23 protein-coding genes and 1 tRNA gene are annotated in these 24,375 nt (G+C 52.7%); 17 read left to right on the forward strand and 7 right to left on the reverse strand.

Going from position 1 to position 24,375, the window contains the following annotated elements:
• Nucleotides 1-67 precede the first annotated feature (67 nt).
• The 3 genes from gpt to crl all read left to right on the forward strand — a co-directional run bounded on the left by gpt (nt 68) and on the right by crl (nt 2,336).
• Nucleotides 68-526 carry a xanthine phosphoribosyltransferase gene (gpt, locus tag AB2B48_RS22475; RefSeq protein WP_010427903.1) on the forward strand — a complete coding sequence of 153 codons (459 nt, stop codon included), beginning with the start codon at nt 68-70 and terminating at the stop codon, nt 524-526.
• 106 nt (nt 527-632) lie between these two features.
• Nucleotides 633-1,877: an esterase FrsA gene (gene frsA / locus AB2B48_RS22480; RefSeq protein ID WP_185669665.1), complete on the forward strand. Its 1,245-nt coding sequence runs from the start codon at nt 633-635 to the stop codon at nt 1,875-1,877.
• Between the two features lie 57 nt (nt 1,878-1,934).
• Nucleotides 1,935-2,336 carry a sigma factor-binding protein Crl gene (gene crl / locus AB2B48_RS22485; protein ID WP_185669664.1) on the forward strand — a complete coding sequence of 134 codons (402 nt, stop codon included), beginning with the start codon at nt 1,935-1,937 and terminating at the stop codon, nt 2,334-2,336.
• Nucleotides 2,337-2,503: 167 nt separating this feature from the next.
• On the opposite strand, the gene phoE is transcribed toward crl, so the two are convergent.
• Complete coding sequence (gene phoE / locus AB2B48_RS22490; RefSeq protein WP_368300272.1) at nt 2,504-3,592, reverse strand: phosphoporin PhoE; 1,089 nt, start codon at nt 3,590-3,592, stop codon at nt 2,504-2,506.
• Between the two features lie 287 nt (nt 3,593-3,879).
• On the opposite strand from phoE, the gene proB reads away from it, so the two are divergent.
• The 3 genes from proB (at nt 3,880) to AB2B48_RS22505 (ending at nt 6,433) form a co-directional block, all read left to right on the forward strand.
• Nucleotides 3,880-4,983 carry a glutamate 5-kinase gene (gene proB, locus AB2B48_RS22495; protein ID WP_185669662.1) on the forward strand — a complete coding sequence of 368 codons (1,104 nt, stop codon included), beginning with the start codon at nt 3,880-3,882 and terminating at the stop codon, nt 4,981-4,983.
• Between the two features lie 10 nt (nt 4,984-4,993).
• Nucleotides 4,994-6,244, forward strand: a complete 1,251-nt coding sequence (gene proA / locus AB2B48_RS22500) for a glutamate-5-semialdehyde dehydrogenase (protein ID WP_368300273.1) — start codon at nt 4,994-4,996, stop codon at nt 6,242-6,244.
• A 113-nt stretch (nt 6,245-6,357) separates the two neighbouring features.
• A tRNA-Thr gene (locus AB2B48_RS22505) sits at nt 6,358-6,433 on the forward strand.
• 78 nt (nt 6,434-6,511) lie between these two features.
• Here AB2B48_RS22505 and AB2B48_RS22510 read toward each other — a convergent pair.
• From AB2B48_RS22510 to tagK, 6 genes are read right to left on the reverse strand one after another with little or no spacing between them, the layout of a single operon-like run.
• Entirely contained in the window at nt 6,512-7,585 is a 1,074-nt protein-coding gene (locus AB2B48_RS22510; RefSeq protein ID WP_368300274.1) for an ImpA family type VI secretion system protein, read from the reverse strand.
• 10 nt (nt 7,586-7,595) lie between these two features.
• Nucleotides 7,596-8,597, reverse strand: coding sequence for a type VI secretion system baseplate subunit TssG (tssG, locus tag AB2B48_RS22515; protein WP_368301995.1), 1,002 nt, complete (start codon nt 8,595-8,597; stop codon nt 7,596-7,598).
• 2 nt (nt 8,598-8,599) lie between these two features.
• Nucleotides 8,600-10,492: a type VI secretion system baseplate subunit TssF gene (tssF, locus tag AB2B48_RS22520; protein ID WP_368300275.1), complete on the reverse strand. Its 1,893-nt coding sequence runs from the start codon at nt 10,490-10,492 to the stop codon at nt 8,600-8,602.
• 15 nt (nt 10,493-10,507) lie between these two features.
• Entirely contained in the window at nt 10,508-11,002 is a 495-nt protein-coding gene (gene tssE / locus AB2B48_RS22525; protein ID WP_368300277.1) for a type VI secretion system baseplate subunit TssE, read from the reverse strand.
• Nucleotides 10,999-11,823 carry a type VI secretion system accessory protein TagJ gene (locus AB2B48_RS22530; RefSeq protein ID WP_368300278.1) on the reverse strand — a complete coding sequence of 275 codons (825 nt, stop codon included), beginning with the start codon at nt 11,821-11,823 and terminating at the stop codon, nt 10,999-11,001. Before AB2B48_RS22530 ends, tssE begins: the two co-directional genes overlap by 4 nt.
• On the reverse strand, nt 11,810-12,715 hold the full coding sequence (gene tagK, locus AB2B48_RS22535; protein ID WP_368300279.1) for a type VI secretion system-associated protein TagK: 906 nt from the start codon (nt 12,713-12,715) through the stop codon (nt 11,810-11,812). Before tagK ends, AB2B48_RS22530 begins: the two co-directional genes overlap by 14 nt.
• A 376-nt stretch (nt 12,716-13,091) precedes the next feature.
• On the opposite strand from tagK, the gene tssH reads away from it, so the two are divergent.
• The 11 genes from tssH to AB2B48_RS22590 all read left to right on the forward strand — a co-directional run bounded on the left by tssH (nt 13,092) and on the right by AB2B48_RS22590 (nt 24,144).
• A complete protein-coding gene (gene tssH / locus AB2B48_RS22540) occupies nt 13,092-15,731 on the forward strand; it encodes a type VI secretion system ATPase TssH (protein ID WP_368300280.1) in 2,640 nt (879 codons plus the stop codon).
• A 272-nt stretch (nt 15,732-16,003) separates the two neighbouring features.
• Nucleotides 16,004-16,546 carry a type VI secretion system contractile sheath small subunit gene (gene tssB, locus AB2B48_RS22545; protein ID WP_368300281.1) on the forward strand — a complete coding sequence of 181 codons (543 nt, stop codon included), beginning with the start codon at nt 16,004-16,006 and terminating at the stop codon, nt 16,544-16,546.
• Between the two features lie 23 nt (nt 16,547-16,569).
• On the forward strand, nt 16,570-18,078 hold the full coding sequence (gene tssC / locus AB2B48_RS22550) for a type VI secretion system contractile sheath large subunit (RefSeq protein WP_368300282.1): 1,509 nt from the start codon (nt 16,570-16,572) through the stop codon (nt 18,076-18,078).
• 54 nt (nt 18,079-18,132) lie between these two features.
• The gene (locus AB2B48_RS22555; protein ID WP_368300283.1) at nt 18,133-18,534 is read left to right on the forward strand and encodes a BPSL0067 family protein; all 402 of its coding nucleotides are present in this window, start codon (nt 18,133-18,135) and stop codon (nt 18,532-18,534) included.
• On the forward strand, nt 18,506-18,931 hold the full coding sequence (locus AB2B48_RS22560; protein ID WP_368300285.1) for an STY0301 family protein: 426 nt from the start codon (nt 18,506-18,508) through the stop codon (nt 18,929-18,931). Before AB2B48_RS22555 ends, AB2B48_RS22560 begins: the two co-directional genes overlap by 29 nt.
• Nucleotides 18,932-19,156: 225 nt before the next feature.
• Complete coding sequence (locus AB2B48_RS22565) at nt 19,157-19,642, forward strand: Hcp family type VI secretion system effector (protein WP_368300287.1); 486 nt, start codon at nt 19,157-19,159, stop codon at nt 19,640-19,642.
• A 65-nt stretch (nt 19,643-19,707) separates the two neighbouring features.
• A complete protein-coding gene (gene tssJ / locus AB2B48_RS22570) occupies nt 19,708-20,247 on the forward strand; it encodes a type VI secretion system lipoprotein TssJ (RefSeq protein ID WP_368300289.1) in 540 nt (179 codons plus the stop codon).
• Between the two features lie 3 nt (nt 20,248-20,250).
• Nucleotides 20,251-21,594, forward strand: a complete 1,344-nt coding sequence (tssK, locus tag AB2B48_RS22575) for a type VI secretion system baseplate subunit TssK (protein WP_368300291.1) — start codon at nt 20,251-20,253, stop codon at nt 21,592-21,594.
• The gene (gene tssL / locus AB2B48_RS22580) at nt 21,591-22,898 is read left to right on the forward strand and encodes a type VI secretion system protein TssL, long form (RefSeq protein WP_368300292.1); all 1,308 of its coding nucleotides are present in this window, start codon (nt 21,591-21,593) and stop codon (nt 22,896-22,898) included. The genes tssK and tssL overlap by 4 nt, the downstream gene beginning before the upstream one ends.
• Complete coding sequence (locus tag AB2B48_RS22585) at nt 22,898-23,653, forward strand: Rap1a/Tai family immunity protein (protein WP_368300293.1); 756 nt, start codon at nt 22,898-22,900, stop codon at nt 23,651-23,653. The genes tssL and AB2B48_RS22585 overlap by 1 nt, the downstream gene beginning before the upstream one ends.
• Nucleotides 23,650-24,144 carry a T6SS effector amidase Tae4 family protein gene (locus tag AB2B48_RS22590; RefSeq protein WP_368300294.1) on the forward strand — a complete coding sequence of 165 codons (495 nt, stop codon included), beginning with the start codon at nt 23,650-23,652 and terminating at the stop codon, nt 24,142-24,144. The genes AB2B48_RS22585 and AB2B48_RS22590 overlap by 4 nt, the downstream gene beginning before the upstream one ends.
• Nucleotides 24,145-24,375 lie beyond the last annotated feature (231 nt).

A 24,375-nucleotide genomic window follows, 5' to 3' on the forward strand; every position in this document is an offset into this window, starting at 1 on the left:
TCTCGCGCAACCCATTTCCCCCTTGAACATTTTTTAAGCCGTATAACATAGGCTGGGACAACTTCACATGAGCGAAAAATACGTCGTCACCTGGGACATGTTGCAGATTCACGCACGCAAACTGGCCGCACGCCTGATGCCTTCTGAACAGTGGAAAGGCATTATCGCCGTTAGCCGCGGCGGTCTGGTACCGGGCGCACTGCTGGCACGTGAACTGGGCATTCGTCACGTCGACACCGTATGCATCTCCAGCTATGACCACGACAACCAGCGCGAACTGACCGTTCTGAAACGCGCTGAAGGCGATGGCGAAGGCTTTATCGTTATTGACGACCTGGTAGACACCGGCGGTACCGCGGTAGCGATTCGCGAAATGTACCCAAAAGCTCATTTCGTCACCATCTTCGCTAAACCAGCTGGTCGTCCGCTGGTTGACGATTATGTTATTGATATCCCGCAGGATACCTGGATTGAACAGCCTTGGGATATGGGCGTGGTGTTCGTACCGCCTATCTCTGGCCGTTAATTCTGTCAATTAATGCGCTTCCAACGCCCGGTTATGCCGGGCGTTGTTTTATTTAACGTCCTACGCGTTACAATACATCCAGGAAAGTATCTATGGAGGTTTTGTGATGCCAGAAGCTAATCTCAGCGAAACGCTATTCAAGCCGCGCTTTAAACACCCTGAAACGTCAACGCTGGTACGCCGGTTCAACAATGGTAGTACCTCCCATATGCAATCGGCGCTCAGCGGCAATAACGTACCGCACTGGTACCGCATGATTAACCGCCTGATGTGGATCTGGCGCGGTGTTACCCCGCAGGAAATTCTCGATGTGCAGGCGCGCATTGTGATGAGCAAGGCCGAACGTACCGACGATGAACTGTATGACACCGTGGTGGGCTATCGCGGCGGTAACTGGATTTATGAATGGTCTTCTCAGGCCATGCTCTGGCAGCAGAAAGCGACCCAGGAGCAAGACGAAGCCCTCAGCGGCCGCCACTGGCTGCACGCCTCAAACCTTTATAGCATTGCCGCGTACCCGCACCTGAAAGGTGACGATCTCGCCGAACAGGCGCAGGCGCTGGCAAACCGTGCCTATGAAGAAGCGGCTCAGCGCCTGCCGGGTGAAATTCGTGAACTCGAGTTTGCCATTCCCGGCGGTTCGCCGGTCACCGGCTTCCTGCATATGCCGAAAGGCAATGGCCCGTTCCCAACGGTGCTGATGTGCGGCGGGCTGGATGGCCTGCAAACCGATTACTACAGCCTTTATGAGCACTACTTCGCGCCGCTCGGCATTGCGATGCTGACGCTGGACATGCCGTCGATTGGCTTCTCCTCTAAATGGAAGCTGACTCAGGACTCTAGTATGCTGCACCAGCACGCGCTGCGTGCGCTGCCGGATATTCCGTGGGTTGACCATACCCGTGTGGCGGCGTTTGGCTTCCGCTTCGGCGCGAACATTGCCGTGCGTCTGGCCTATCTGGAAGCGCCGCGACTGAAAGCCGTTGCCTGTCTTGGCCCGGTGGTACACGGCCTGCTCAACGACCCGCTGCATCAGGGGCGTGTGCCGGAGATGTATCTCGACGTGCTGGCTTCGCGCCTGGGTATGCACGATGCCTCCGATGAAGCACTGCGCGTCGAACTGAATCGCTACTCGTTGAAGACTCAAGGTCTGCTGGGCCGACGCTGCCCAACGCCGATGCTGTCGGGCTACTGGGATAACGATCCGTTCAGCCCGGAAGAAGAGTCGCGGTTAATTGTTTCGTCATCTGCGCAGGGCAAACTGATGCCGATCCCGTTTAACCCGGTGTACCGTAATTTCGATCGTGCTCTGAAAGAAATTGCCGGGTGGATCAATAATAGATTTTGTTAATATATTGCTAAATTCTATTGATTTGGTAAAACAGTTGCATCACTAAAGGAGATCGCAATGACGTTACCGAGTGGACACCCAAAGAGTAGATTGATCAAGAAATTCACTGCGCTTGGCCCCTATATCCGCGAAGAACAGTGCGAAGATAACCGCTTTTTTTTCGACTGTCTGGCGGTATGTGTAAACGTAAAACCTGCGCCGGAGAAGCGTGAGTTCTGGGGCTGGTGGATGGAGATGGAAGCGGAAGAACGCCGCTTTACCTACAGCTACCAGTTCGGCTTGTTCGATAAAGAGGGGCACTGGCAGGCTGTCGCGATCAAAGACCCTGAGGTCGTTGAACGTCTGCAGCAAACGCTGCGCGGCTTCCATGAGCGGGCAAAAGATCTGCTGGCGACGCTGGATCTGGCGCTGGAACCTGCAGATGGGTTTGCCAATGAAGCGGTGAAGCGTACCGCGTAGTGCATGCCTGATGGCGCTACGCTTATCAGGCCTACGGTTCGTTCTGTAGGCCGGATAAAGCAAAGCCGCTATCCTGCAACGTCAAATATAAAAGGCCAGCAAACTTTGCTGGCCTTTTATATTACGAAGCAAATAACGCCAGCTGTCTGGCGTTATTATTTTCAACCTTAGAACTGGTAGGTCATACCAACGGCTACGACGTTATCCGTCATAATCGCCAGGCGTTTAGTGACCGCAGTTTCATCAACCAGGTTGATTTTATAATCAACAAAGGTGGACATGTTTTTGTTGAAATAGTAGGTCGCGCCTACGTCAACATATTTCATCAGGTCCTGATCGCCGATACCATTGCCCAGGTCTTTACCTTTCATCTGCACGTAGCCCAAGGATGGACGCAGACCGAAATCGAACTGGTATTGTGCTACCGCTTCGAAGTTCTGTGCTTTATTGGCGAAGCCCTGATCGATATCTGCCTTTCCTTTAATTGGGGTCATATTGCGGGTTTCGGTATAAACCATCGCCAGGTAAATGTTGTTGGCATCGTATTTCAGGCCAGTGCCCCATGACTCTGCGTTTTTACCGCCGTTAGCCAGAGATTTTAGCTGCTGAACGTTGGTACGGTCAGAGTTGGTGTACGCTGCGCTGATAGCGAAATCGCTGCCGCCGAAGTCATAGGCAACAGAGGTACCGAAGCCGTCGCCGTTAGCGGTATCGTAGGCGCGGTCATTTTTACCCTGATATTGCAGGGTTAAATCGAGGCCATCGACCATGCCAAAGAAGTCGGTGTTGCGATAGGTGGCCAGGCCGCTGGAGCGCTTGGTCATAAAGTTATCGGTTTTGCCGGTAGAGTCACCGCCGAATTCCGGGAACATATCGGTCCAGGCTTCAACGTCGTACAGCGCACCCAGGTTACGACCGTAGTCAAAAGAACCGAAGTCTTTTAATTTCAGACCAGCAAATGCCAGACGAGTTTTCTGTGAAGAGGTGGTGCTGCTTTCTTCTTTATTGCCAGCAAACTCAGATTCCCAGCGACCATAACCGGTCAGCTGGTCGTTAATTTTGGTTTCGCCTTTAATGCCGAAACGAACGTATGTTTTATCGCCATCGGAGCTGGAATCATCGCTCATGTAGTGCATTGCTCTTACTTTGCCGTAAACATCCAGTTTATTACTATCCTTGTTATAAACTTCTGCTGCCATAGCTGAAGAAGAAGCAATAATACCCATCATCGTTAATGCCAGAGTTGTTTTTTGCATTTCTCAATCCCGATTTTTTAGCTTTAAAATTTGCTGTGAAAGACCACTGTGAAAAAACAGGAACGTTTTTATCCTTCCCGTGTTAAAAATTTATGACAATGTCAGATTAAATATAAAAAAGTATGTTTAAGTTTTTCTGTCATAAAAATGTCAATATTCTCCACTAGGCTGCCTGATCCCGCGCAACAAAACCCCTCGCTTTCTGCGCTGCCTGTTGGCAAGCGGCCTGACACCTGCTACAACGTTGGTCTGGTATTGATATTTCTTATTTTTAACGGCAGAGAATCATGAGTGATAGTCAGACGCTGGTGGTCAAACTGGGCACCAGTGTTTTAACGGGCGGATCGCGCCGCCTGAATCGCGCGCATATTGTCGAACTGGTTCGCCAGTGCGCTCAGCTCCACGCAGCTGGGCATCGAATTGTTATCGTAACGTCAGGAGCAATTGCCGCCGGGCGTGAGCATCTGGGTTACCCTGAACTGCCCGCGACTATTGCTTCCAAGCAACTGTTGGCTGCCGTTGGCCAGAGCCGCTTAATTCAGCTCTGGGAACAGCTGTTCTCCATCTATGGTATCCACGTCGGTCAGATGCTGCTGACCCGCGCCGATATGGAAGACCGTGAGCGCTTCCTCAACGCCCGTGACACCATGCGTGCGCTGCTTGATAACAACATTGTTCCGGTAATTAACGAAAACGATGCGGTGGCGACCGCAGAGATTAAGGTTGGCGATAACGACAACCTTTCCGCGCTGGCGGCGATTCTGGCCGGTGCCGATAAGCTGCTGCTGCTCACCGATCAGCAAGGGCTGTTTACCGCCGACCCGCGCAGCAACCCGGACGCCGAGCTGATTAAAGACGTCTACGGCATTGACGATGAGCTGCGTGCCGTCGCTGGTGACAGCGTATCTGGCCTGGGCACAGGCGGCATGGGCACCAAGCTGCAGGCCGCTGACGTCGCCTGCCGCGCCGGTATCGACACCATTATTGCCGCCGGTAGTCTGCCGGGCGTGATTGGCGACGTGATGGCGAATGTCTCCGTCGGCACCCGTTTTCACGCGCAGGATACCCCGCTGGAAAACCGCAAACGCTGGATCTTTGGCGCACCGCCGGCCGGTGAATTGATAGTGGATGAAGGCGCCACCTCGGCGATTCTGGAACGTGGGAGTTCATTACTTCCAAAAGGCATTAAAAACGTGACAGGCAACTTCTCTCGTGGTGAAGTGATCCGCATCCGTAGCCTTGCTGGCCGCGACATCGCCCACGGCGTAAGCCGTTACAACAGCGATGCGCTGCGCCTTATCGCCGGGCACCATTCGCAGGAAATTGATGCCATTCTCGGCTACGAGTACGGCCCGGTTGCCGTGCATCGCGACGACATGATCACCCGCTAAGGAGTTCAACATGCTGGAACAAATGGGCATTGCCGCCAAGCAGGCCTCCTACAAACTGGCGCTGCTATCCGGCCGGGAGAAAAACCGGGTTCTGGAAACAATTGCCGATTATCTGGAATCTCATAGCGATGAGATCCTGCGCGCTAACGCCGAAGATTTAACCCAGGCCCGTGAAGGCGGCCTGAGTGAAGCCATGCTCGACCGTCTGGCGCTGACCCCTGCGCGTCTGACTTCGATTGCGAACGATGTCCGCCAGGTGTGTACGCTGGCCGACCCGGTGGGGCAGGTGATTGACGGTGGGCTGCTCGATAGCGGCCTGCGCATCGAACGTCGCCGCGTCCCGCTGGGCGTAATCGGTGTGATTTACGAAGCTCGCCCGAACGTCACCGTTGACGTTGCCGCGCTGTGCCTGAAAACCGGTAACGCCGCTATTCTGCGCGGTGGGAAAGAGACCTACCGCACCAACGCCGCCACCGTCGGCGTGATTCAACGCGCGCTGAAAGAGTGCGGCCTGCCAGCAGCGTCCGTTCAGGCCATTGAGAATCCGGATCGTGCGTTGGTCAGCGAAATGCTGCGTATGGATAAGTACATCGATATGCTGATCCCGCGCGGCGGCGCTGGCTTGCATAAGCTGTGCCGTGAACAGTCGACTATTCCCGTTATCACCGGCGGTATCGGCGTATGCCATATCTACGTGGATGACACCGCTGAGATTGAACCGGCGCTGAAGATTATCGTCAACGCCAAAACCCAGCGTCCAAGCACCTGTAACACCGTGGAAACGCTGCTGGTGAATCAGTCCATCGCTGACCGCTTCCTGCCGGCGCTGAGCAAGCAGATGGCCGAAAGCGGCGTGACGCTGCACGGCGACGACACCGTGATGCGCGAGCTGAAAGGCCCGGCGAAGCTGGTACCGCTGCAGGCAGAAGAGCTGGATAACGAGTTCCTGTCGCTGGATCTTAATGTAGTGGTGGTTCCGGATATGGACAGTGCGATTGCACACATCCGCCAACACGGCACCCAGCACTCCGATGCTATCCTGACCCGCACCCTGAGCAACGCCAACCGTTTCATCAACGAAGTGGACTCCTCAGCGGTGTACGTCAACGCCTCCACCCGCTTCACCGACGGCGGCCAGTTCGGCCTGGGTGCAGAAGTGGCGGTGAGCACGCAGAAACTACACGCGCGCGGCCCAATGGGTCTTGAAGCGCTGACCACCTACAAGTGGATCGGCTTCGGCGACGATACCATTCGTGCGTAATTGATAGCGGGCGATGCAAAAATAGGCGGTTGATTAACCTGACTATTGACGCATCGCCCGGTTAGTTTTAACCTTTTGTCCCGTGATTCACGTTCGTGAACACGTCTTGCAGGGCCGATATAGCTCAGTTGGTAGAGCAGCGCATTCGTAATGCGAAGGTCGTAGGTTCGACTCCTATTATCGGCACCATTTCAACGCACTATCGATAAGCCAGTCTACATCATCAAGATGGGCTCCTGCGGGCCGAATGCGGTCGTACTACCTCTTTCACTCCGGCGAATCCCACTTCTCCAGTAGTTCCATCGGTATTTCGTTAATGACTTCCGAAAATCGCTTTCCTACTAGTCTCTCAGCCTGGCGTAGCAGCGGGATGGTCGGACTGCTGGGTTCCTTGCTCTCAAACCAGCGGCGAATACAGCGCAGGCGTTCCAGCGCATCGTTGCGATCGGCAATTGCCCCCAGTTCAGCATTGCGTGGAACGGATATGCCGGGGGAAATGTTGGCAGGCTGCTCGTTTTCAGTGGCAACCGGAACAGCATTATCCCTAATCACTCCTGCGTCGTCGGAGATCGGCGCTGATGCTGATAGCGGAGACGGAGGGAGTTCCAGTTCCGGCGTGGTTGTCTGTACCACGCCTGGCAGTAACGCCAATAATTTCCGTAGGCGTGAAAAATCCGGCGCCAGGTCGTTTAATGTCTCACGCGCCCACTCCTGCAAGCGTTCGATGCATTCCAGCGCTTCGCGAAACGCCGCCAGCGGTAATACCCCACGGGCTTCGAGATCAGCGAGTTGCTGTCGTACGGATTCGGGAGTTAGCGCATCAGGCGGACGGGGGGCGGACAATGCGCGCTCCACATCCCGTACCTGAAGGCGCAGGGCGGCATGGTTGGACAGTGTGATACTGCGAATATCCGCCATTACGCCTTCGTGATCTAACAGCGCCGCCAGGGCATTACTGCGCGCCAGTGCAGCATCCTCAATAGACTCTGCAGACGCGCCTTCATCGGTGAGCAATTGTGGATGGAGCGCGTCTGGCCAGATAACGCCCAGTTCTGCCAGTAGACTGAGCATTTCCGCTAACCCTTGTGCCCCAGCCTGCTGGATGCGACTGCGTAGCAGCAGGATCAACACACGAATATCCTTGCTGCGCGTGAGCAGTCGGCGCGCATCTCGCTCAATTTCCGACCAGTTAACCGTTTCCGGTGTACTGACAAAATCACCGTATTGTGCCTCCGCCTTGGGAACTGCGCGGCTGAACAGCAGCAGATACTCCGGGTCGTACTCCGGATCGGGACCGCAAGGTTGTTCAGCGTTTACCGCCTCAGTCAGGAGAATATCCATATAATAACTCTCAGTAGGTTAAGTCGTGTTCAGGTTCAAAAATCATGCCGGTAACTGGGTGGTCATGCATGGCTCTACCTGCCCAGGTCGTCCAGCCAAGCTGTTGTTCGCCGCCAATGATCGCGGGCGGAGCTACGTGAGGTTTCAGTTGGAGCTCAATTTCCCAGCAATATTCAAAACCGATGAATGCGCGTACCAGTTCTGTCAGCGTGGGCAGGTTGTTGCCACCGGGCAGAAAACGCAGGTAATCTTCCAGCGTGAGCGGGCCGATAACCAGCCGGAATTTGTACTGCATGTCTGGTACGGCCTGACCTATAAGTGCCCCGTTGCCCACTACCGATGACTGCGCAGGTGCGCCGAGGCGGGTGATTTCATCGTCTGCCACGGTTATCCAGTGCAGGGCAAACTCTTTCACCGCAAAAGACACGCTGAAAAAGTGCGCCAGCGTGGCGGCCAGTCCGTCTGGGTTACGGGACTCGCGCACCAGATGGGCGGAAGCGGCCAGGCGAACATGGTCTGAAAGCGGGCTTTCCGCGCTTTCACGTAGATCCTGTCCACTGAGGCTGGCGATATAAAACGAAAAACGGTCATGCTCCGGTTTGTCCAGCGCCCCACCGGCCGACTGGCCGCTATGCCATGCCTGCCAGAACTGTGTCAGCCAGCGATGGTGAAAAATATTGGAGAAATGAACCAGCGTCGGATCGTGACGGCTCTCTGAGCGATTTAGCGCCAGCTCTGTATAGTGTAGCGGCAGCGGGCCGTTCGGTCCCCATAATCCGAGGCTATACAGGCTCAGGTGCAGGCGACCATCCTGCCAGGCAATCTGCGCGATTTCTCGTGGTGCAAATGTCATGGCGGGCGTTTGCCCCAGGCGGAATTTTTCCATACGTGGCTGCCAGGTACTGCCAGCCGGAGCATCGCAGAGCTGTACGTTCACACGTCGCATCAGGTTCAGGAATCCGTAACGCCATGGGGTTTTCTGCGCCTGCTCAAGGGCGCCTGCGCGCGCCATGGTCATACGCTTCCCCGTTGCCCGGTTCTGACCGGCCAGGTCATGACATGCCCACGCTGCATTGAGTGCAGCGTCATCTGTGAAAACGTATTAATGGAAACATGGCGGGCGATATAGTGTTCCAGAATCAGGCCGAACAAATAAGGGCTGATACCGGAAAATCCTTCTTCATCCACGGTCAGTTCGCAACTGACGCCCCGGCCATACACCAGGAGGCCAGAGCCGGGAAGGCGGCGGGTCACCGGGGTAGTCTTGCAGCCAATCAGGCTGCGTACCTGCCGCGACTGCGAGCTGTCGTCAAGCGGAATAAACAGGTTCAGCAGATCGCGTAGCGCCTGCCCGCCGGTACGGTGATCCAGATCGGCCAGAGGCAGATAGTTAAACGATAACTGTCGAATCAGTCGCCAGGCCATCTCGCGTTCAGCCAGCGGCGGTTGCGGCGGCCGTGGAGGTTTGATCAAGCCAACGCCTGCCACCGGAATGGCGGCATCCACGGTAAGGTCATTCTGGCCATTACGCGGGAGCAGACAGGGCAGGTCGCGGTTAGTTACCATTGCCGTGACGGTAATATGGCGTAGATTTTCTGGATAGGGCGCTTCATGCTGATCGACCAGAGATAGGAAAATCTCCGATCCGATGTAGGATGTTCTGGTGCCATAGCGGCGAGCGTTTTCTGATGAGAGGCGCGGTTCCCGTCGTAGTGAAAAATAACGGCCATAGCGTCCGTGGCTACCTTCGTCATTATTGCGAGTGTGATACAGAGGACGGAAAACTATTTTTCGCGTGGTTTCCGCTTCCAGACCTTCAACCTCCTGGACGGAAAATACCTCGTAATCCAGTGGGCGGGTGCGGTCCACGACCAGGTGTTGTTCCGTTACGCTGTGAGTGACTTCGAGACGGGTGGTGGTCCGAGGAAATAGGTTGATCACCGGCGTACAGAACAGGCTGAACTGTGTCGAATCTGTTTGGTGAATAAGCCAGTCCGGCGGTAGGCGGTTAAGCAGCACAACGATTTCCGCCACATTTCCCTGCACTTTTTGCAGTCCGGTAGATAATCCGGTCGGAGTGAAGAAATAAAACCGCTCTGGGCAGGCAAAAAATTCATGCAGCAGATTATGGCCGTGAAATACATTCCAGGCGAGCGGAAGCAGTCCCTGATCCGGCGCCAGTCCTTCGTGCTCAACCGGGTGCTTCAGGTTCACGTTCAGTTCGCCGTCAAAGTGTCCAGGTTCTCCGGCCAGCGTGGCGACAGCGCTGGTATGCAGTAGTTCAAACAGGTGTGACGCAATCCGCTCTTCGCCGCAGAGATAAAAGGGCAGCCTTTCCGGTCCAGCAAGTTCACTGAAGGTCATTTCCCCGAAGGTTCTCAGGGTGATACGTAGCGCCCCGGCGACATGGATATTGGGCGGCAGATAGCGATGTAGAGCAGGCATATCCGGCGGCGCGGCGGTCAGGCGAACCTCTTCGATGGATAGCGGCCACAGCGTGACGTCCTGGCTGCTGCGAAATTGGCAGGCGGTATTTTCGCCTTCCGGTATGGGGGAAATGAATGCGGTATCGCGTGGAACGATGAATCCTTTCGCCAGGTCCCCTTCCTGTGTATCGGGATGCAGTTTTGCTACCGCCATTGATGGCGTGGGGGTGACATAGTTGGGGCTGACTATTTCCAGCAACCGTTGAGTGAAGCGGGGAAACTCGGCATCAATTTTTAGCTGAGTACGAGCGGTCAGAAAGCTGAATGCTTCGATCATGCGTTCCACATACGGGTCGGCAATATCCGTGCTTTGCATTCCTAACCGAGCGGCAATTTTGGGATGAAGGGCGGCGAACTCAGCGCCGGTTTCCCGCAGGTAGCTTAGTTCGCGGTTGTAATACTCGAGTAGCCGTGGTTCCATGAATAATGCCCTGTATTAAAAGAACGTAATGTGGCTCAGTTCCATGTCCAGCGCGCTGCGTACCAGAAACTCGGTGGGATACGGTTGCGTCAGAATTTGTGCGCGAATTTCAAACAGTAGCGTGTTATGACTGCTCTGTCGGGCTTCATCCAGCAATGGCGTGACCCTAAGCGTAGCAGCGTCCAGTCGGGGTTCGAAACGGATAATGGCGCGTCGGATCGCCTGGCTGATATCGTCCCACTTGTGTTCATACATAAAACTGCCTGCCAGCGGCGGTAGGCCATAGTTGAGGACTGACGCTGCCGCATGCGGGTAGCGCCGGGCGTCAATGTCGCCTTCGTGGCTAATGGTATTGAGCAGGAAAGAGAGATCCCGGCGAATGATCTCCTTCAACTGTACTGGCGTAACGCTGATATCCCGGTCAAGTTTTTGGTACGGGGCATTGTCGCACAGTCGATCAAACAGCGTTGGCTGCAGGTGGTTAGCATGTGTAAAGCGGGGGGAGTTCATACGCCACCGCCTTCTTTCACCCGAAAGGTGCAATGACTCATATCTAGCAAACAGACGTCGCCGTGACTGGTGAGCCAGACTTTTTGCCCCAGCGCTTGCACGGTGGTTTCGCCGGGGCCGTCCTGCCAGGTCGTTTCCCTGCACAGGCGCAGGACATCGGACGAACTCTCCGATCCACTGTAGCGGGTAAACAGCCAGGCACCGAGCGTATCGCCGTTCACTAGCCTGATATTGACCGGTTTCCACAGCAAATCGGTCAGGCGTGCTGGTTGTGGGGATGCCAGCGAGTAGATTTGCGAAAACGGTAGCCAGATATACACGCCGCCAGCGATCAGTTCGAGTACCGGGCCAAGGCGGGAATCACTATCACTCGCCCAGTCAAATGCGCCGCCGTTCCACTGCCCGCCGGTATCCGTTATGTCCGCCAGCGCAGCATGACGATACCCATCAACTTCGCTCGTATCGCCATGACAAGCTAGCGCCGCCAGTAACGGTTCCATCCAGACCGGCGGCGGCAGAAGAAAACCAGGCCTCTGCTCGCCCTGGAAGACGGAACGGCGGAACATTTCGCAGCGAACCAGTTCCCTATACAGTCGGGCCTCCTGGGTATAATTTGCATCCATTCTGGCACATAGCTGAAGTTGGTGCAGTGCCCGCGACCAGTCTCCGACTACGCACAACAACTGAAACAGGCTGTGGCGGCAGAGCGCCTTTGCCGGATCCTTCCGTACTTGCTGCTCCGCTATTTGAATCCCTTCGGTAATAGAGTGTTTCTGTATCAGAGCGGATAGAGTGGCTGGGAGCGCGTCAGTTTTTTTCATGGGCGGTAACTCCATTTTTCTCTGTGGGGGTAATCCGGTAGTGGCTGTCGATGCCGATGATACGATGCTCGCGACGGGTTAGGTCGGGTAGCGTCTCGTTAGAGACGACTTTCCCGGTCTGTTCTGGTGAGAGCAGATGGAGGATATCAGGCAGTGATTCCGCCGCCAGCCAGGACATATCGCCCTCACCGGTAGTGTCCAGCGTATCCAGAATGGCATCAATACCTGGGGCGCCAGCCACCATATCCAGCAATGTATCCGCGTAGGTTTTCCGTTCGTATAGAGATGCCAAATCCCGTCCGGTAACCTCCTCATTCAACGTAAATGGTTCTGTTCGGGGTTGGTATTCCTGCTCGGGGGACTGCAGCGCCTGCTGATATTCCTGGTAAAGCTGATGTAAAGGATTTTCGGTTTTTTCATCTGAGCCGGAAAACCCCACTTCTCGGCTGGGAATGATATCGAATGGATTCTGTGAATGGATTTGTTGCTTTTTAAACCAGTCGAGATCCAGGTACTCAGCACCCGATGCCGATGATTGAGTTGGCTGAGGTAACGGCACGTTAGGGGAGAATTCTTCGCCATTGCGGATAAGACGCCAGGATGATAGGCCCCATTCGAGTGTATCTCCATCGTTCAGTCGCATGCGGTGACTGGGGGCCACCACTTGTTCATTCACAGCGCAGCATAGGTCATCAGAATGATTTATAACCCACCATGCTTCTTCATGACGAACAAGGCAGAGTGCTGTACTGTCTTTTCCATTTGGACTAAAGACGGGAATATACGGCGCGGCAGAAGTAAATATGACCTGGTTCCCTGCGGGGTACTGTGTATTGTCAGCAATACCGAGTGCCTGAACTTTTTGTAATATCCATGCTTTTTCTTTTTTCATTGCGATATTTGTATATATTAAATTTCTGTTCTATGGAATTTAATGATTTCTGATTTATTAATTAATTTAACTAAATGCATGGATGGTTTTTTATACGCGATATGTTTATTTGTATCTGCTTTATGAATATGTTTTTTCATGATTTTCTGACGCAGTTGTCTTTTTTGAAATATTATACTTCAAAGTTTTTTGTTTTCTGATTTTTCACACATGGTGCTAGGTTTTTTATATTAACGACTTAGTTGCTATTCAATCCGTGATCTGTATCATCGTTTTGTTTTGGTATATCGTTGAGTCTGATGGTGAAGTTTTTTTTATATTTTTATGTGTGTTTACGTGCTTTCTTTATGGATTTTTATGTCATAGGGCATAACAGATGGACACTTTCGTTTCCCGCAGTGCGTTATATGGAAAATTGGCCGGTTCGTTATTTCGAACGCTGGAATCTGCAACGGCATTTTGTAAACTACGATCGAATCCCTGGGTTGAGTTAACTCATTGGGTGTATCAGCTAACACAGCAACCCGATAACGATATCCTTCATGTTCTACGGTATTACCAAATATCGCTTACTGATGTTGAGAAAAAATTACTGCGGCAACTGGATATGTTGCCTTCTGGCGCCACTGCTATCAGTGATTTTTCCCACCATATTGATCTTAGTATTGAAAAAGCCTGGATGCTGGCGAGCATTCGCTATGGCGATAACAAAATTCGCAGCGGTTGGTTGTTGCTGGCCTGGTTGGCTACGCCGGAGTTGCGTCGGGTGCTGGTGAATATCTGTGAGCCGCTGGCAGGACTTCCGGTTGATGAACTGACGGAAATATTACCCTCGTTGATCGAGAAATCGCTGGAAGCGCAGGAACTGTCTTATGACGACTCTGGTCTGGCGTCCGCGATCCCCGGTGAAAGCAGTCAGGCACTGCCTGTAGATACGTTGGGAGGAAAGTCTGCGCTGGCGAAGTACTGCCAGGATATGACGGCGTTGGCACGTGACGGCAAAATTGACCCGGTGACGGGACGAGAGCACGAAATTCGTACTATGACAGATATCCTGCTGCGCCGCCGTCAGAACAATCCGCTGCTGACTGGTGACGCGGGCGTCGGGAAAACGGCCGTTGTTGAAGGTTTTGCTCTGGCGATTTCGCAGGGCGAAGTGCCACCCGCACTGCGGGACGTACGGTTGCTGGCGTTGGATGTCGGAGCATTGCTGGCCGGAGCCTCGTTAAAAGGCGAATTTGAATCGCGTCTGAAAGGATTGCTGGAAGAGGCCGGGCGCTCGCCGCAGCCGGTTATTTTGTTTGTCGATGAGGTCCACACCCTTGTGGGGGCTGGCGGCGCGTCCGGTACCGGTGATGCCGCAAATCTGCTGAAGCCAGCGCTGGCGCGCGGCACCCTGCGCACCATTGGCGCCACGACCTGGAGTGAGTACAAACGCCATATTGAGAAAGATCCTGCGCTGACCCGGCGTTTTCAGGTTTTACAGATTTCTGAGCCAGAAGAATTGCCCGCAATAGAAATGGTGCGCGGCCTGGTGGATACCCTAGAAAAACACCATAACGTATTGATTCTGGATGAAGCGGTGCGCGCGGCGGTACACCTTTCTCACCGCTACATTCCTGCCCGACAATTGCCAGACAAGGCCATTAGTCTGCTGGATACCGCTGCGGCTCGTGTGGCGCTATCGCTGTATACGCCGCCAGCTGGCGTGCAGTTTCTGCGTCAGCAACTCAAAGCGGCAGAAATGGAACAGACGTTGTTGCAAAAGCAAGAAAAAATGGGAATTCGGGTGGATGAACGGCACGACGTGCTGGCGGCGCGGATCGTCTCGCTCAATGATGAACTGGCTGTGTCCGAATCTCGCTGGCAGCGGGAACTGGAGCAGGTGCATGCATTGCAGGAATTGCGTATTGCTGGGGCTGATTCCGACGACAAAACCCCACTACATGAGGCTGGAACGGCGCTAAAGGCGTGGCAGGGCGCAAAACCTGTTGTGTTCCCGGAAGTTAGCGCGGCGGTGGTCGCGGCGATTGTTGCCGACTGGACCGGTATTCCCGCCGGGCGCATGGTTAAAAATGAGGCCAGCCAGGTGCTGGAACTACCTACACGGTTGGGGTTGCGCGTCACAGGCCAGGATGACGCACTGGCTCAGATTGGCGAACGTATCCTGACTGCCAGAGCGGGTCTTGGCGATCCGCGTAAGCCGGTGGGGGTATTTATGCTGGCCGGTCCTTCCGGCGTGGGTAAGACGGAAACCGCGCTGGCGCTGGCGGAAGCCATCTACGGCGGTGAACAGAACCTGATAACTATCAATATGAGCGAGTTTCAGGAAGCCCACACCGTCTCCACGTTGAAAGGCGCGCCGCCCGGCTATGTCGGCTATGGCGACGGTGGCGTGTTGACGGAGGCCGTACGGCGACATCCCTGGAGTGTGGTGCTGCTTGACGAGATAGAAAAAGCACACCATGACGTCCATGAACTCTTCTATCAGGTGTTTGATAAAGGGCAGATGGAAGACGGGGAAGGCGTCCATATCGATTTCAAAAATACCACGCTGCTGCTGACCACCAACGTGGGGTCTGAGTTGATTAGTCAGATTTGTGAAGATCCAGCGCTGATGCCCGAACCGGCGAGACTGAAAGAGGTGTTGATGCCGGAATTACGCAAACACTTCCCGGCGGCATTTCTTGGACGGGTGACGGTGATCCCTTACCTGCCACTGGATGAAACGGCGCGCGGAGCTATTGCCCGCCTGAATCTTGACCGACTGGTCGCGCGGATGCACGAGCAGCACGGCGTCACGCTGACGTATGGCAATGATGTTATCGCACATATCGTGGCGCGCTGCCCAATGCATGAAACGGGCGCGCGACTGCTTATTGGCTATATCGAACAGCACATTTTGCCCCTGTTATCGCGCTACTGGCTGCAGTCCATGACGGAGAAAACCACCGTCAGGCAGATTGATATTAGCATTGATGATCATGAGCAGATCGTTTTTGAAACTCAATCGTAGAGGGGCATATGACAAAAGCGTTAAGTGACGTGCAGTGGACTAGCCGTTTTCCGGGGAATGGGACAGTTCTTTACCAGAAAAGGACAAAAAAGATATCGAAAAGGGAGTTGATACCTGGTGCCCTTCGGCGAAGTGCGCGCTTCCTGAGTTGCGGGAAAAGTACAAAGGCAACAAAGAAATTATAAATGTTCTCTCTGAGTATGATTTTTAAACTGTGCCGTTGTACCGCTGTTCTGGCGGTCGCCGGTAGATTGATAAGGAAATGAAAGGGTATGGCTATCAACAATAGTGCGCAAAAATTTATTGCGCGCAACCGCGCGCCGCGCGTGCAGATTGAATATGACGTAGAGATTTACGGCTCCGAGAAAAAAATTGAGCTGCCGTTTGTTATGGCGGTACTGGCCGATCTGGCCGGGAAACCTCGTGAAGAATTGCCGCCGGTGACGGATCGTAAATTCCTCGACATTGATATTGATAACTTTAATGAACGAATGAAAGCCATTGCGCCGCGCGTGGCTTTCGCCGTACCGAATACGCTGACGGGAGAAGGTCAGCTGATGGTCGATATCACGCTGGAAAATATGGACGATTTTTCGCCTGCGCAGATTGCTCGTAAGGTGGACGCTCTGAACCAGTTACTGGAGGCCCGCACCCAACTTGCTAACTTGCAAACCTACATGGATGGTAAGGCCGGAGCGGAAAATCTGGTCAATAAACTGTTGCAGGACCCGACTTTGCTGAAAACGCTGGCGAATGCGCCAAAACCAGTCGCTGCACAGGACGATGTGCCAGTGGACGCTGAATCAGCGGAATAATGTCTAATTTTTAAGGAATTTTCATGGCAAACAGTAATATGCAAGCAGCCGACGCGGTTGCTCAGGGTGCCGTCTCCGCATCCGGTGAATTTGATGCGCTGCTGAATCAGGCATTCCGGCCTAAAACTACCCAGGCGGCAAAAGCGGTGGAAGCTGCTGTGCAGACGCTGGCGCAGCAGGCGCTGGCGAACACCGTCACCGTCAGTGATGATGCCTATAAAAGCATCAGCGCCATTATTGCGCAGATCGACTTTAAATTGACGGAACAGATTAAACTGATCCTACAACATCCCGAGTGGCAGAAGCTGGAATCTTCCTGGCGCGGCATGGAGCATCTGGTTTACAACACAGAAACCGATGAAAAGCTGAAAATCCGCTTTATGAATCTGTCGAAAGACGAGCTGCGGCGCAATATGAAGCGTTATAAAGGCATCGCGTGGGACCAAAGCCCGATGTTCAAGAAACTGTATGAAGCTGAGTACGGCCAGTTAGGTGGAGAACCTTACGGCTGTATTATTGCGGATTACTACTTCGACCATACGCCGCCTGATGTTGATCTGCTTGGGTCTATCGCCAAAGTTGCTGCGTCGGCCCATGCGCCGTTTATTGCAGGTGCTTCCCCGTCCGTACTGCAAATGGACTCCTGGCAGGAGTTGGCAAACCCTCGTGACCTCACCAAAATCGTCACTCAGAACCTCGAATATGCACCGTGGAACTCGCTGCGTGCCAGTGAAGACTCTCGTTACGTTGGTCTGACGATGCCACGTTTTCTCGCTCGTTTGCCGTATGGCGCAAAAACAAATCCGGTGGACGAGTTTGATTTTGAAGAAGATGCTGATGGTTCTGACCACACCAAATACGTCTGGAGCAACGCCGCCTACGCGATGGGCGTAAACATCAACCGTTCCTTCAAGCACTACGGTTGGTGTACGTTGATCCGCGGCGTGGAATCTGGCGGTGCGGTGGAAAACCTGCCCTGTCACACCTTCCCGACCGATGATGGCGGTGTGGACATGAAATGCCCAACCGAAATTGCGATTTCCGACCGTCGTGAAGCTGAACTGGCGAAAAACGGTTTTATCCCGCTGATTCACCGAAAAAATTCAGACTATGCCGCCTTTATTGGCGCCCAATCGCTGCAAAAACCGCAGGAATATTACGATCCGGATGCAACGGCGAATGCCAACCTGTCTGCTCGTCTGCCATATCTGTTTGCCTGCTCGCGTTTTGCTCATTTCCTCAAATGTATCGTTCGCGACAAAATTGGTTCGTTTAAAGAGCGTGAAGATATGCAGCGCTGGTTGAACGAATGGATCATGAATTATGTCGACGCCGATCCGGTGAACTCCTCTCAGGAAACCAAAGCTCGACGCCCACTGGCCGCCGCTGAAGTGGTGGTCGAAGAGGTAGAAGGGAATCCAGGGTATTACGACGCCAAATTCTTCCTGCGACCACACTTTCAGCTTGAAGGGTTAACAGGATCGCTGCGCCTGGTGACAAAACTGCCGTCGGTGAAGCAGGGTAATGCCTGATGTATTTATTTTGTGAATATTAACAAACAATATCGGGATAAATTAAGATTATAGATGCCACATATATATGCTCATGCAGGGTCTTTACAAGACACAGAAAAAGTGGGGGCCAATCACCAGTGTGTTGAACTTATTCAACACTATGTAAGAGCGGGGCAAACGAGTACATGGCGGTCTGGGGAGGTTGTATTTGGGAATAAAAGTATTAAACCCGGCACAGTTATCGCTACTTTTGTAAATGGGCGCTATCCAAATCACAATAGCGGTAACCATGCGGCCTTTTATCTGGGGCAAGATACTGGTGGGATATGGGTAATGGATCAATGGAAAGATGATATCGCGAAGCCTCGAGTATCTAAACGTTATATAAGAAAGTTACGTAACGGGGGGATACGTAGTGACGGGACTTATATAAGGATGAGTAACAATGCAGAAGCGTATTTTATCGTTGAATAACATCTGTATTATTGGTGGGTGGTTATGGTTGCTTCCGATAATGACGGCTCATGCTGAGGAAATAGTCTGCCCTGCCGTTATTCATTTTTCTCAGGCTCCGAAAATTTCCTCTATCGAAGGATGGAATGTCTCATCTCGTGCAGAGCGTATGTTGAATGATGGTGGTTTTCTTTCATCTGGAGACCCAAAAGAACAGGCCGATCTGAAAGGTGAAGATGCTGTAGTTGATGGGAAAAAGGGGACCCGGTGGGTGTTAGGCGCTGAGGATAATCATCGGGGAGTCTGGTTCTCGTGTAGTTATGGGACGTGGACTGTTTTGCTTGCCCGTAAGCTTCAGGGAGCGGTCACAACATGTTGGAGTCCAGATAATTTACCAGCGAGATTGATTTGTAATTAAATATATAAAAATCCATATGGAATATTTTGTGTCCAAGATATAAAGGCGGTTATTAATTCAGATATTTATTATTGAAGTGAATGTGTCTATGAAATAGGTATCAAAAATACAGGTTTATCCTTCATAAATTATGCGGGAGAGAATTCTGTACCGCAACGGCTATCCCTTTGCAAATTAGTGGGATGTTCTTGGTTTGTTTTAAGTGAAAATTAATAAGGATTTAAAATGGCTTACGATATTTTTCTGAAAATTGATGGTATTGACGGCGAGTCAATGGATGACAAACATAAAAATGAAATTGAGGTGTTGAGTTGGCGCTGGAATGTTCATCAGGAGTCCACCATGCATGCCGGGAGCGGTCTCGGTTCCGGTAAGGTATCCGTTACTAATCTGGACTTTGATCACTACATCGATCGTGCCAGCCCGAACCTGTTCAAGTATTGCGCCTCCGGCAAGCACATTCCGCAGGCCATTCTGGTTATGCGCAAAGCAGGTGGCAACCCATTGGAGTACCTCAAGTACACCTTTACTGACCTGATTGTCGCGGTAGTGTCCCCGAGCGGTAGTCATGATGGCGAAATTGCATCCCGTGAAACGGTAGAACTTTCTTTCAGCACCGTGAAGCAAGAATACGTGGTGCAGAACCAGCAGGGCGGCAGTGGCGGCACTATCACCGCTGGCTATGACTTCAAAGCTAACAAAGAAATTTAACGGTTGTTTTCCGGCCAGACTTTATGCCTGGCCGGTTTTATTTTTTGATTTTTAAGGAATTTACAGTGAATAAATGGCGTAACCCCATCGGGTGGTTATGTGCGGTAGCTATGTCTTTTGCTCTGCTCCTGCTTTCCGGGTGCGGCAGCAGCGATGACGCGTTACCTGAGATCGAATCGCAGCGACTTGACCTGAGCGTGAAAGCTTCTGACAAAGTGAATCCTGATAATCAGAAGAAGGCCGCCCCCATTGAGATACGTGTTTATGAACTGAAAAATGACGCTACTTTTACGACGGCCGATTACTGGTCTCTTCATGACAGCGACAAATCTGTTCTTACCGATGATTTAGTACGTCGTGACAGCTTTATTCTGCGTCCCGGCGAAGAAAAAAAACTGCGTCGCCCGCTGAATGCCCAGACCACGGCAATTGGCGTGCTAGCCGGATACCGTAACCTGGCCAAATCTGTCTGGCGGGTAACCTACAAAATCCCGGAGGCCCCAGAAAAATCCTGGTACAGTCGCATCATGCCAGGGAAGAAAAAAATACAACTGGATGCAGAGCTGGAACAAAGCGCCATTGTGATTACGGAACGGGATAAATGAATTATGAGTTGGAATGACCGGGTAGTCTGGAGTGAAGGACAGTTTTTACTGCCGCAGATGTTTCAGCAGCAGGAGCGTTATCTGGAACACGTCATACATTACCGCAGCCTGCCACTGACTGCCTTTTTCTGGGGATTCAGCAACTACAATATTGATGGTGAGGCGTTGAACATCGGTAAACTGATACTGAAAGAGGCATCGGGGATTTTTCCCGACGGCACACCATTTAACGCACCAGATCACACTCCGCTACCGCCGCCGCTGACCATTCTGCCGGAGCATCTGAATCAGCAGATTTGTCTGGCTGTACCGATACGCGCGCCGAACAGCGAAGAGACCTCGTTTGATAATAACCCCGAATCACTGGCGCGTTTTTCGGTTCATGAACACGAAATCCGTGACGCCAATTCGCTGGGACGCGGCGCGCAGTTATTACAACTCAGCCACCTGCGCCTTCGACTGCTGCCGGAAAAGGCGGTGACGGGTGCCTGGATTGGCCTGCCGCTGACCCGCATTACGGGGTTGAACCCTGATGGGCGGATAGATATCGATCTCGATTTGATCCCCCCCGTCATCAATTACCAGGCCAGTTCGTTGATGTGTACGTGGTTGTCGTGGATCAACGACCTCATTCGGATGCGGGCTGATTCGCTGGCGGAGCGGTTGACCGGCAGTGATAACCATGGGCATGAAGCGGCGGAAGTGTCGGATTACCTGCTGCTGCAAATTCTCAATCGTTTTGAGCCGCTGCTGATCCACCTGGAGAAAACGTCACTGGCTCCGGAGGTGCTGTATCGCTATCTGTGCGAATTGGCTGGGGAATTATCCACCTATGTGCGTCCACAAACGCGACGGCCTATTGAATATACAGAGTATAAACACCTGACACCGTATGCCGGGCTGAAAGCGCTGGTCGATGAGGTGCAGTTCCTGCTGAATGCGGTACTTATCCGGGGCGCTCAGCGCATCGAACTGAAAGGGGGGACTTATGGCATCCTGAATGCGGTGGTGGTTCCCTCCGATCTTGCCGATTTCAGCGCGCTGGTGCTGGCCGTTAAGGCCTCAATGCCGGCAGATGTTTTGCAGCAGCATTTTGCCGCCCAGACCAAAATCGGACCATCTGACCGCCTGCCGGAACTGATCCGCTCGCATTTACCGGGGCTAGCCTTACAGGTTCTGCCTGTGCCGCCGCGTCAGATCCCGTTCCAGTCCGGATACATCTATTACGATATCTGTCGCGATGGGACACTGTGGGAACATATTGCTCGTTATGGCGGAATGGCGATGCATACCGCTGGGGAATTTCCGGGACTGGAGATCGAAATGTGGGGAGTGCGCGATAAATGACAGACAATACCCTGACGCGGCCTGCGACGGATATGATCTCTTTATTATCCACCCCCCCGGAGCATAGTGATGGTGAATATGATAAGTCGGAGCAGGATGGTCGCCGCACAGAGATTAATGTCATCGTAGAAGACGGCCCGGACAGTAAGCTCCGCCAGGCTGAAATCAACGCGGCAACTAACCCGCTGCTTGCTGCCGCCCGGCCTTTATTGTGCGCGCTGGCGGAAATACCCAATAAACTTGATGCGCCGCTGGTGGAGCCTTACCGCTCCTTACTGGTGCGCGAGGTGCATCTATACCAGACGCTGTGCGATCAGGCGAATCTGCGGCGCGAGCATGTGCTGGCGGTACGCTACTGCTTGTGTACCGCACTGGATGAAGCTGCCAACAATACGCCATGGGGGCGGCACGGCGTCTGGGCCAGGCAAAGTTTGTTGGTGACGTTCCACGGTGAAAGCGAGGGCGGCATCAAGCTATTTCAGATAATCGGGCGTCTGGCGGCCAGCTTTCAGGAGCATGGCAACGTACTGGAGGTCATCTACCACCTGCTTGGGCTGGGATTTGAAGGCCGCTACAGCGTACAACCTGACGGGCGCAAACAGCTGGATAATATTCGCCAACAACTGCTGACTCAACTTTCGCAGCGCCGCGATCCGGTAATGCCTGCGCTTTCGCCTGATTTTCAGGGGGCGATAGGCGGGCGACTGCGGCGAATGCGTCGGGTGCCGGTTTGGCTTGGTGCCGGGGTCGTTCTACTGGCGATGCTGACGCTGTTTGGTCTTTACAGCCATCGGATGGACGTGCAGACCGTTGCCGTACAACAGCATATTGACGCTATTGGCAAACACCTGCCGCCGCCGCCAGTGCCGGTTCATAAACTACGGCTGAAAATCTTGCTGGCGGATGAAATCGCTCGTGGTCTGCTGACCGTGGACGAGAGTGACCAGCACAGTCGGTTGGTCTTCCGCGGCGACGCCATGTTTGTGCCGGGACAGAGAACGGTGAATGACGCCATTCATCCGGTGATTAACAAGGCGGCGCGTGAAATAGCCCGCGTGGGCGGCGCAGTCACCGTGACGGGGCATACCGACAGCCAGCCTATCCATTCGGCTGAATTTCCGTCCAACCAGGTGCTGTCGGAAAAACGGGCGGCGGAAGTCGCGGCGTTATTGACCTCCGGCGGCGTACCAACCGAACGGGTGCGTATCGTCGGGAAGGGAGATACGGTGCCGGTAGCGGATAACGGCACTAAAGCCGGGAGGGCAAAAAACCGCCGAGTAGAAATTCTGGTGGTGGAGAATTAATGATGAAAAAATCGGTCAGTGGTGTGGGGGATGATTACCGGATCGCAGCGACATATCACATAAAACGATTTATCCGCGTTGTTTTGATCATTTCATGCTGCTTATTACCCGGCAGCGCTTTTGCCGGATCCCCGACTAATGCAGCATTAATTTTCCCCGATAATGTCAACCTCAGTACACAGGATTTTCTGAGATTTTATGCCAGTGATAATCAACAGGAAAAAGATAATACGTTGATGTATGTGCTGGGCGTGGCGGATGCCACAGAAGGTAACACCTGGTGTGGATATGGGCAGGTTGCCAGTACAGCAATAAACCATACTGTGCTGGCTTGGCTTGATCGGTACGCAATGAAAAAGCCAGATGTAAGAGCTTCAGTGCTGATAGAGGAAGCATTAGTTAAAAATTTCCCCTGTCAGGGGACAGAACTATCCGTAAAAATGCCTCCCCGGTCATCTCCCGCGTTATCCCTGACACCGGATGCTTTTAATCTTTCAGGTAATGACTTTTTTGAATTTTGGGTGTCGGGTCATCAACTGGATAATCTCAGGGCGGGTATCTATCTGCTCGGCGTGGAGGATACCACGGAGAAAAAACTATGGTGTGGATACGACGTTTTTAAAACGCTGACATTAAATGAGTTTGTTTATGTTTTTTTTAAAAATAAAACACATGAAGAGCGTAACTTTCGCGCGGCCGGACTTATTGTGAATAAATTAATGGAGTATCCATGTGATACAGGAGTTAACAAATGAAACCTTCATTCTCGGAGCTAAAACGTAATCATAGCTCGTCAACTATTGGAAGCCCCGATTTTGTTGAGTCAGAAGATTTCTATGCCAGCATTGGCTATGACAAGGGAAAACTCGGTACGCAATTTGAAAATACTTGTGCGGCCCGTATGAGTGTGGCGTTGATTAAATCAGGCGTTAAATTTAAAGGACGTCTTCTCCCAATAAAAGAGGGAAAGTGGAAAGGCTGGAGTATTGAAACAGGCGCTAAAAATCTGGCAGATATACTTTCCCAACCGGCGGTTTTTGGTCAACCGAAGATCTGGCGTGATCCAGCTAAATTTCAGGCAGAACTTGGTAAAAAACGAGGTGTGGTCTTCTTCTGGAAAATAGACGGATACAGTGGTGGTAGCGGTAGTCATATTGATCTGATTGAGCCGACCAGTGCCGGAGCAATATGCCATTCACACTGTTATTTCACCTGTAAACAAATCTGGTTCTGGGAATTACGCTAAGATTATGCAGTTCTGTCTATATGACTTGAGAAAAATGGAACGTAATAATACTGCAACCCTGAAGGGGTGAGAGGCGAAAACCTGCGTTCAGGGGCAGTGAAATATTTTTTGCTTTCAGGTTTATTACTGTTTTTTTAGGGTTCTCCATATCATTTTTAATTAATTGCTGTGGTGGAGGATTATTTCCTGGTCGTAGTGCTCTGCTGTTATTGATTATTGGGTAGCGAGTCG

Source organism: Kluyvera sichuanensis, from assembly GCF_040930405.1.
Lineage (GTDB): Bacteria > Pseudomonadota > Gammaproteobacteria > Enterobacterales > Enterobacteriaceae > Kluyvera > Kluyvera sichuanensis.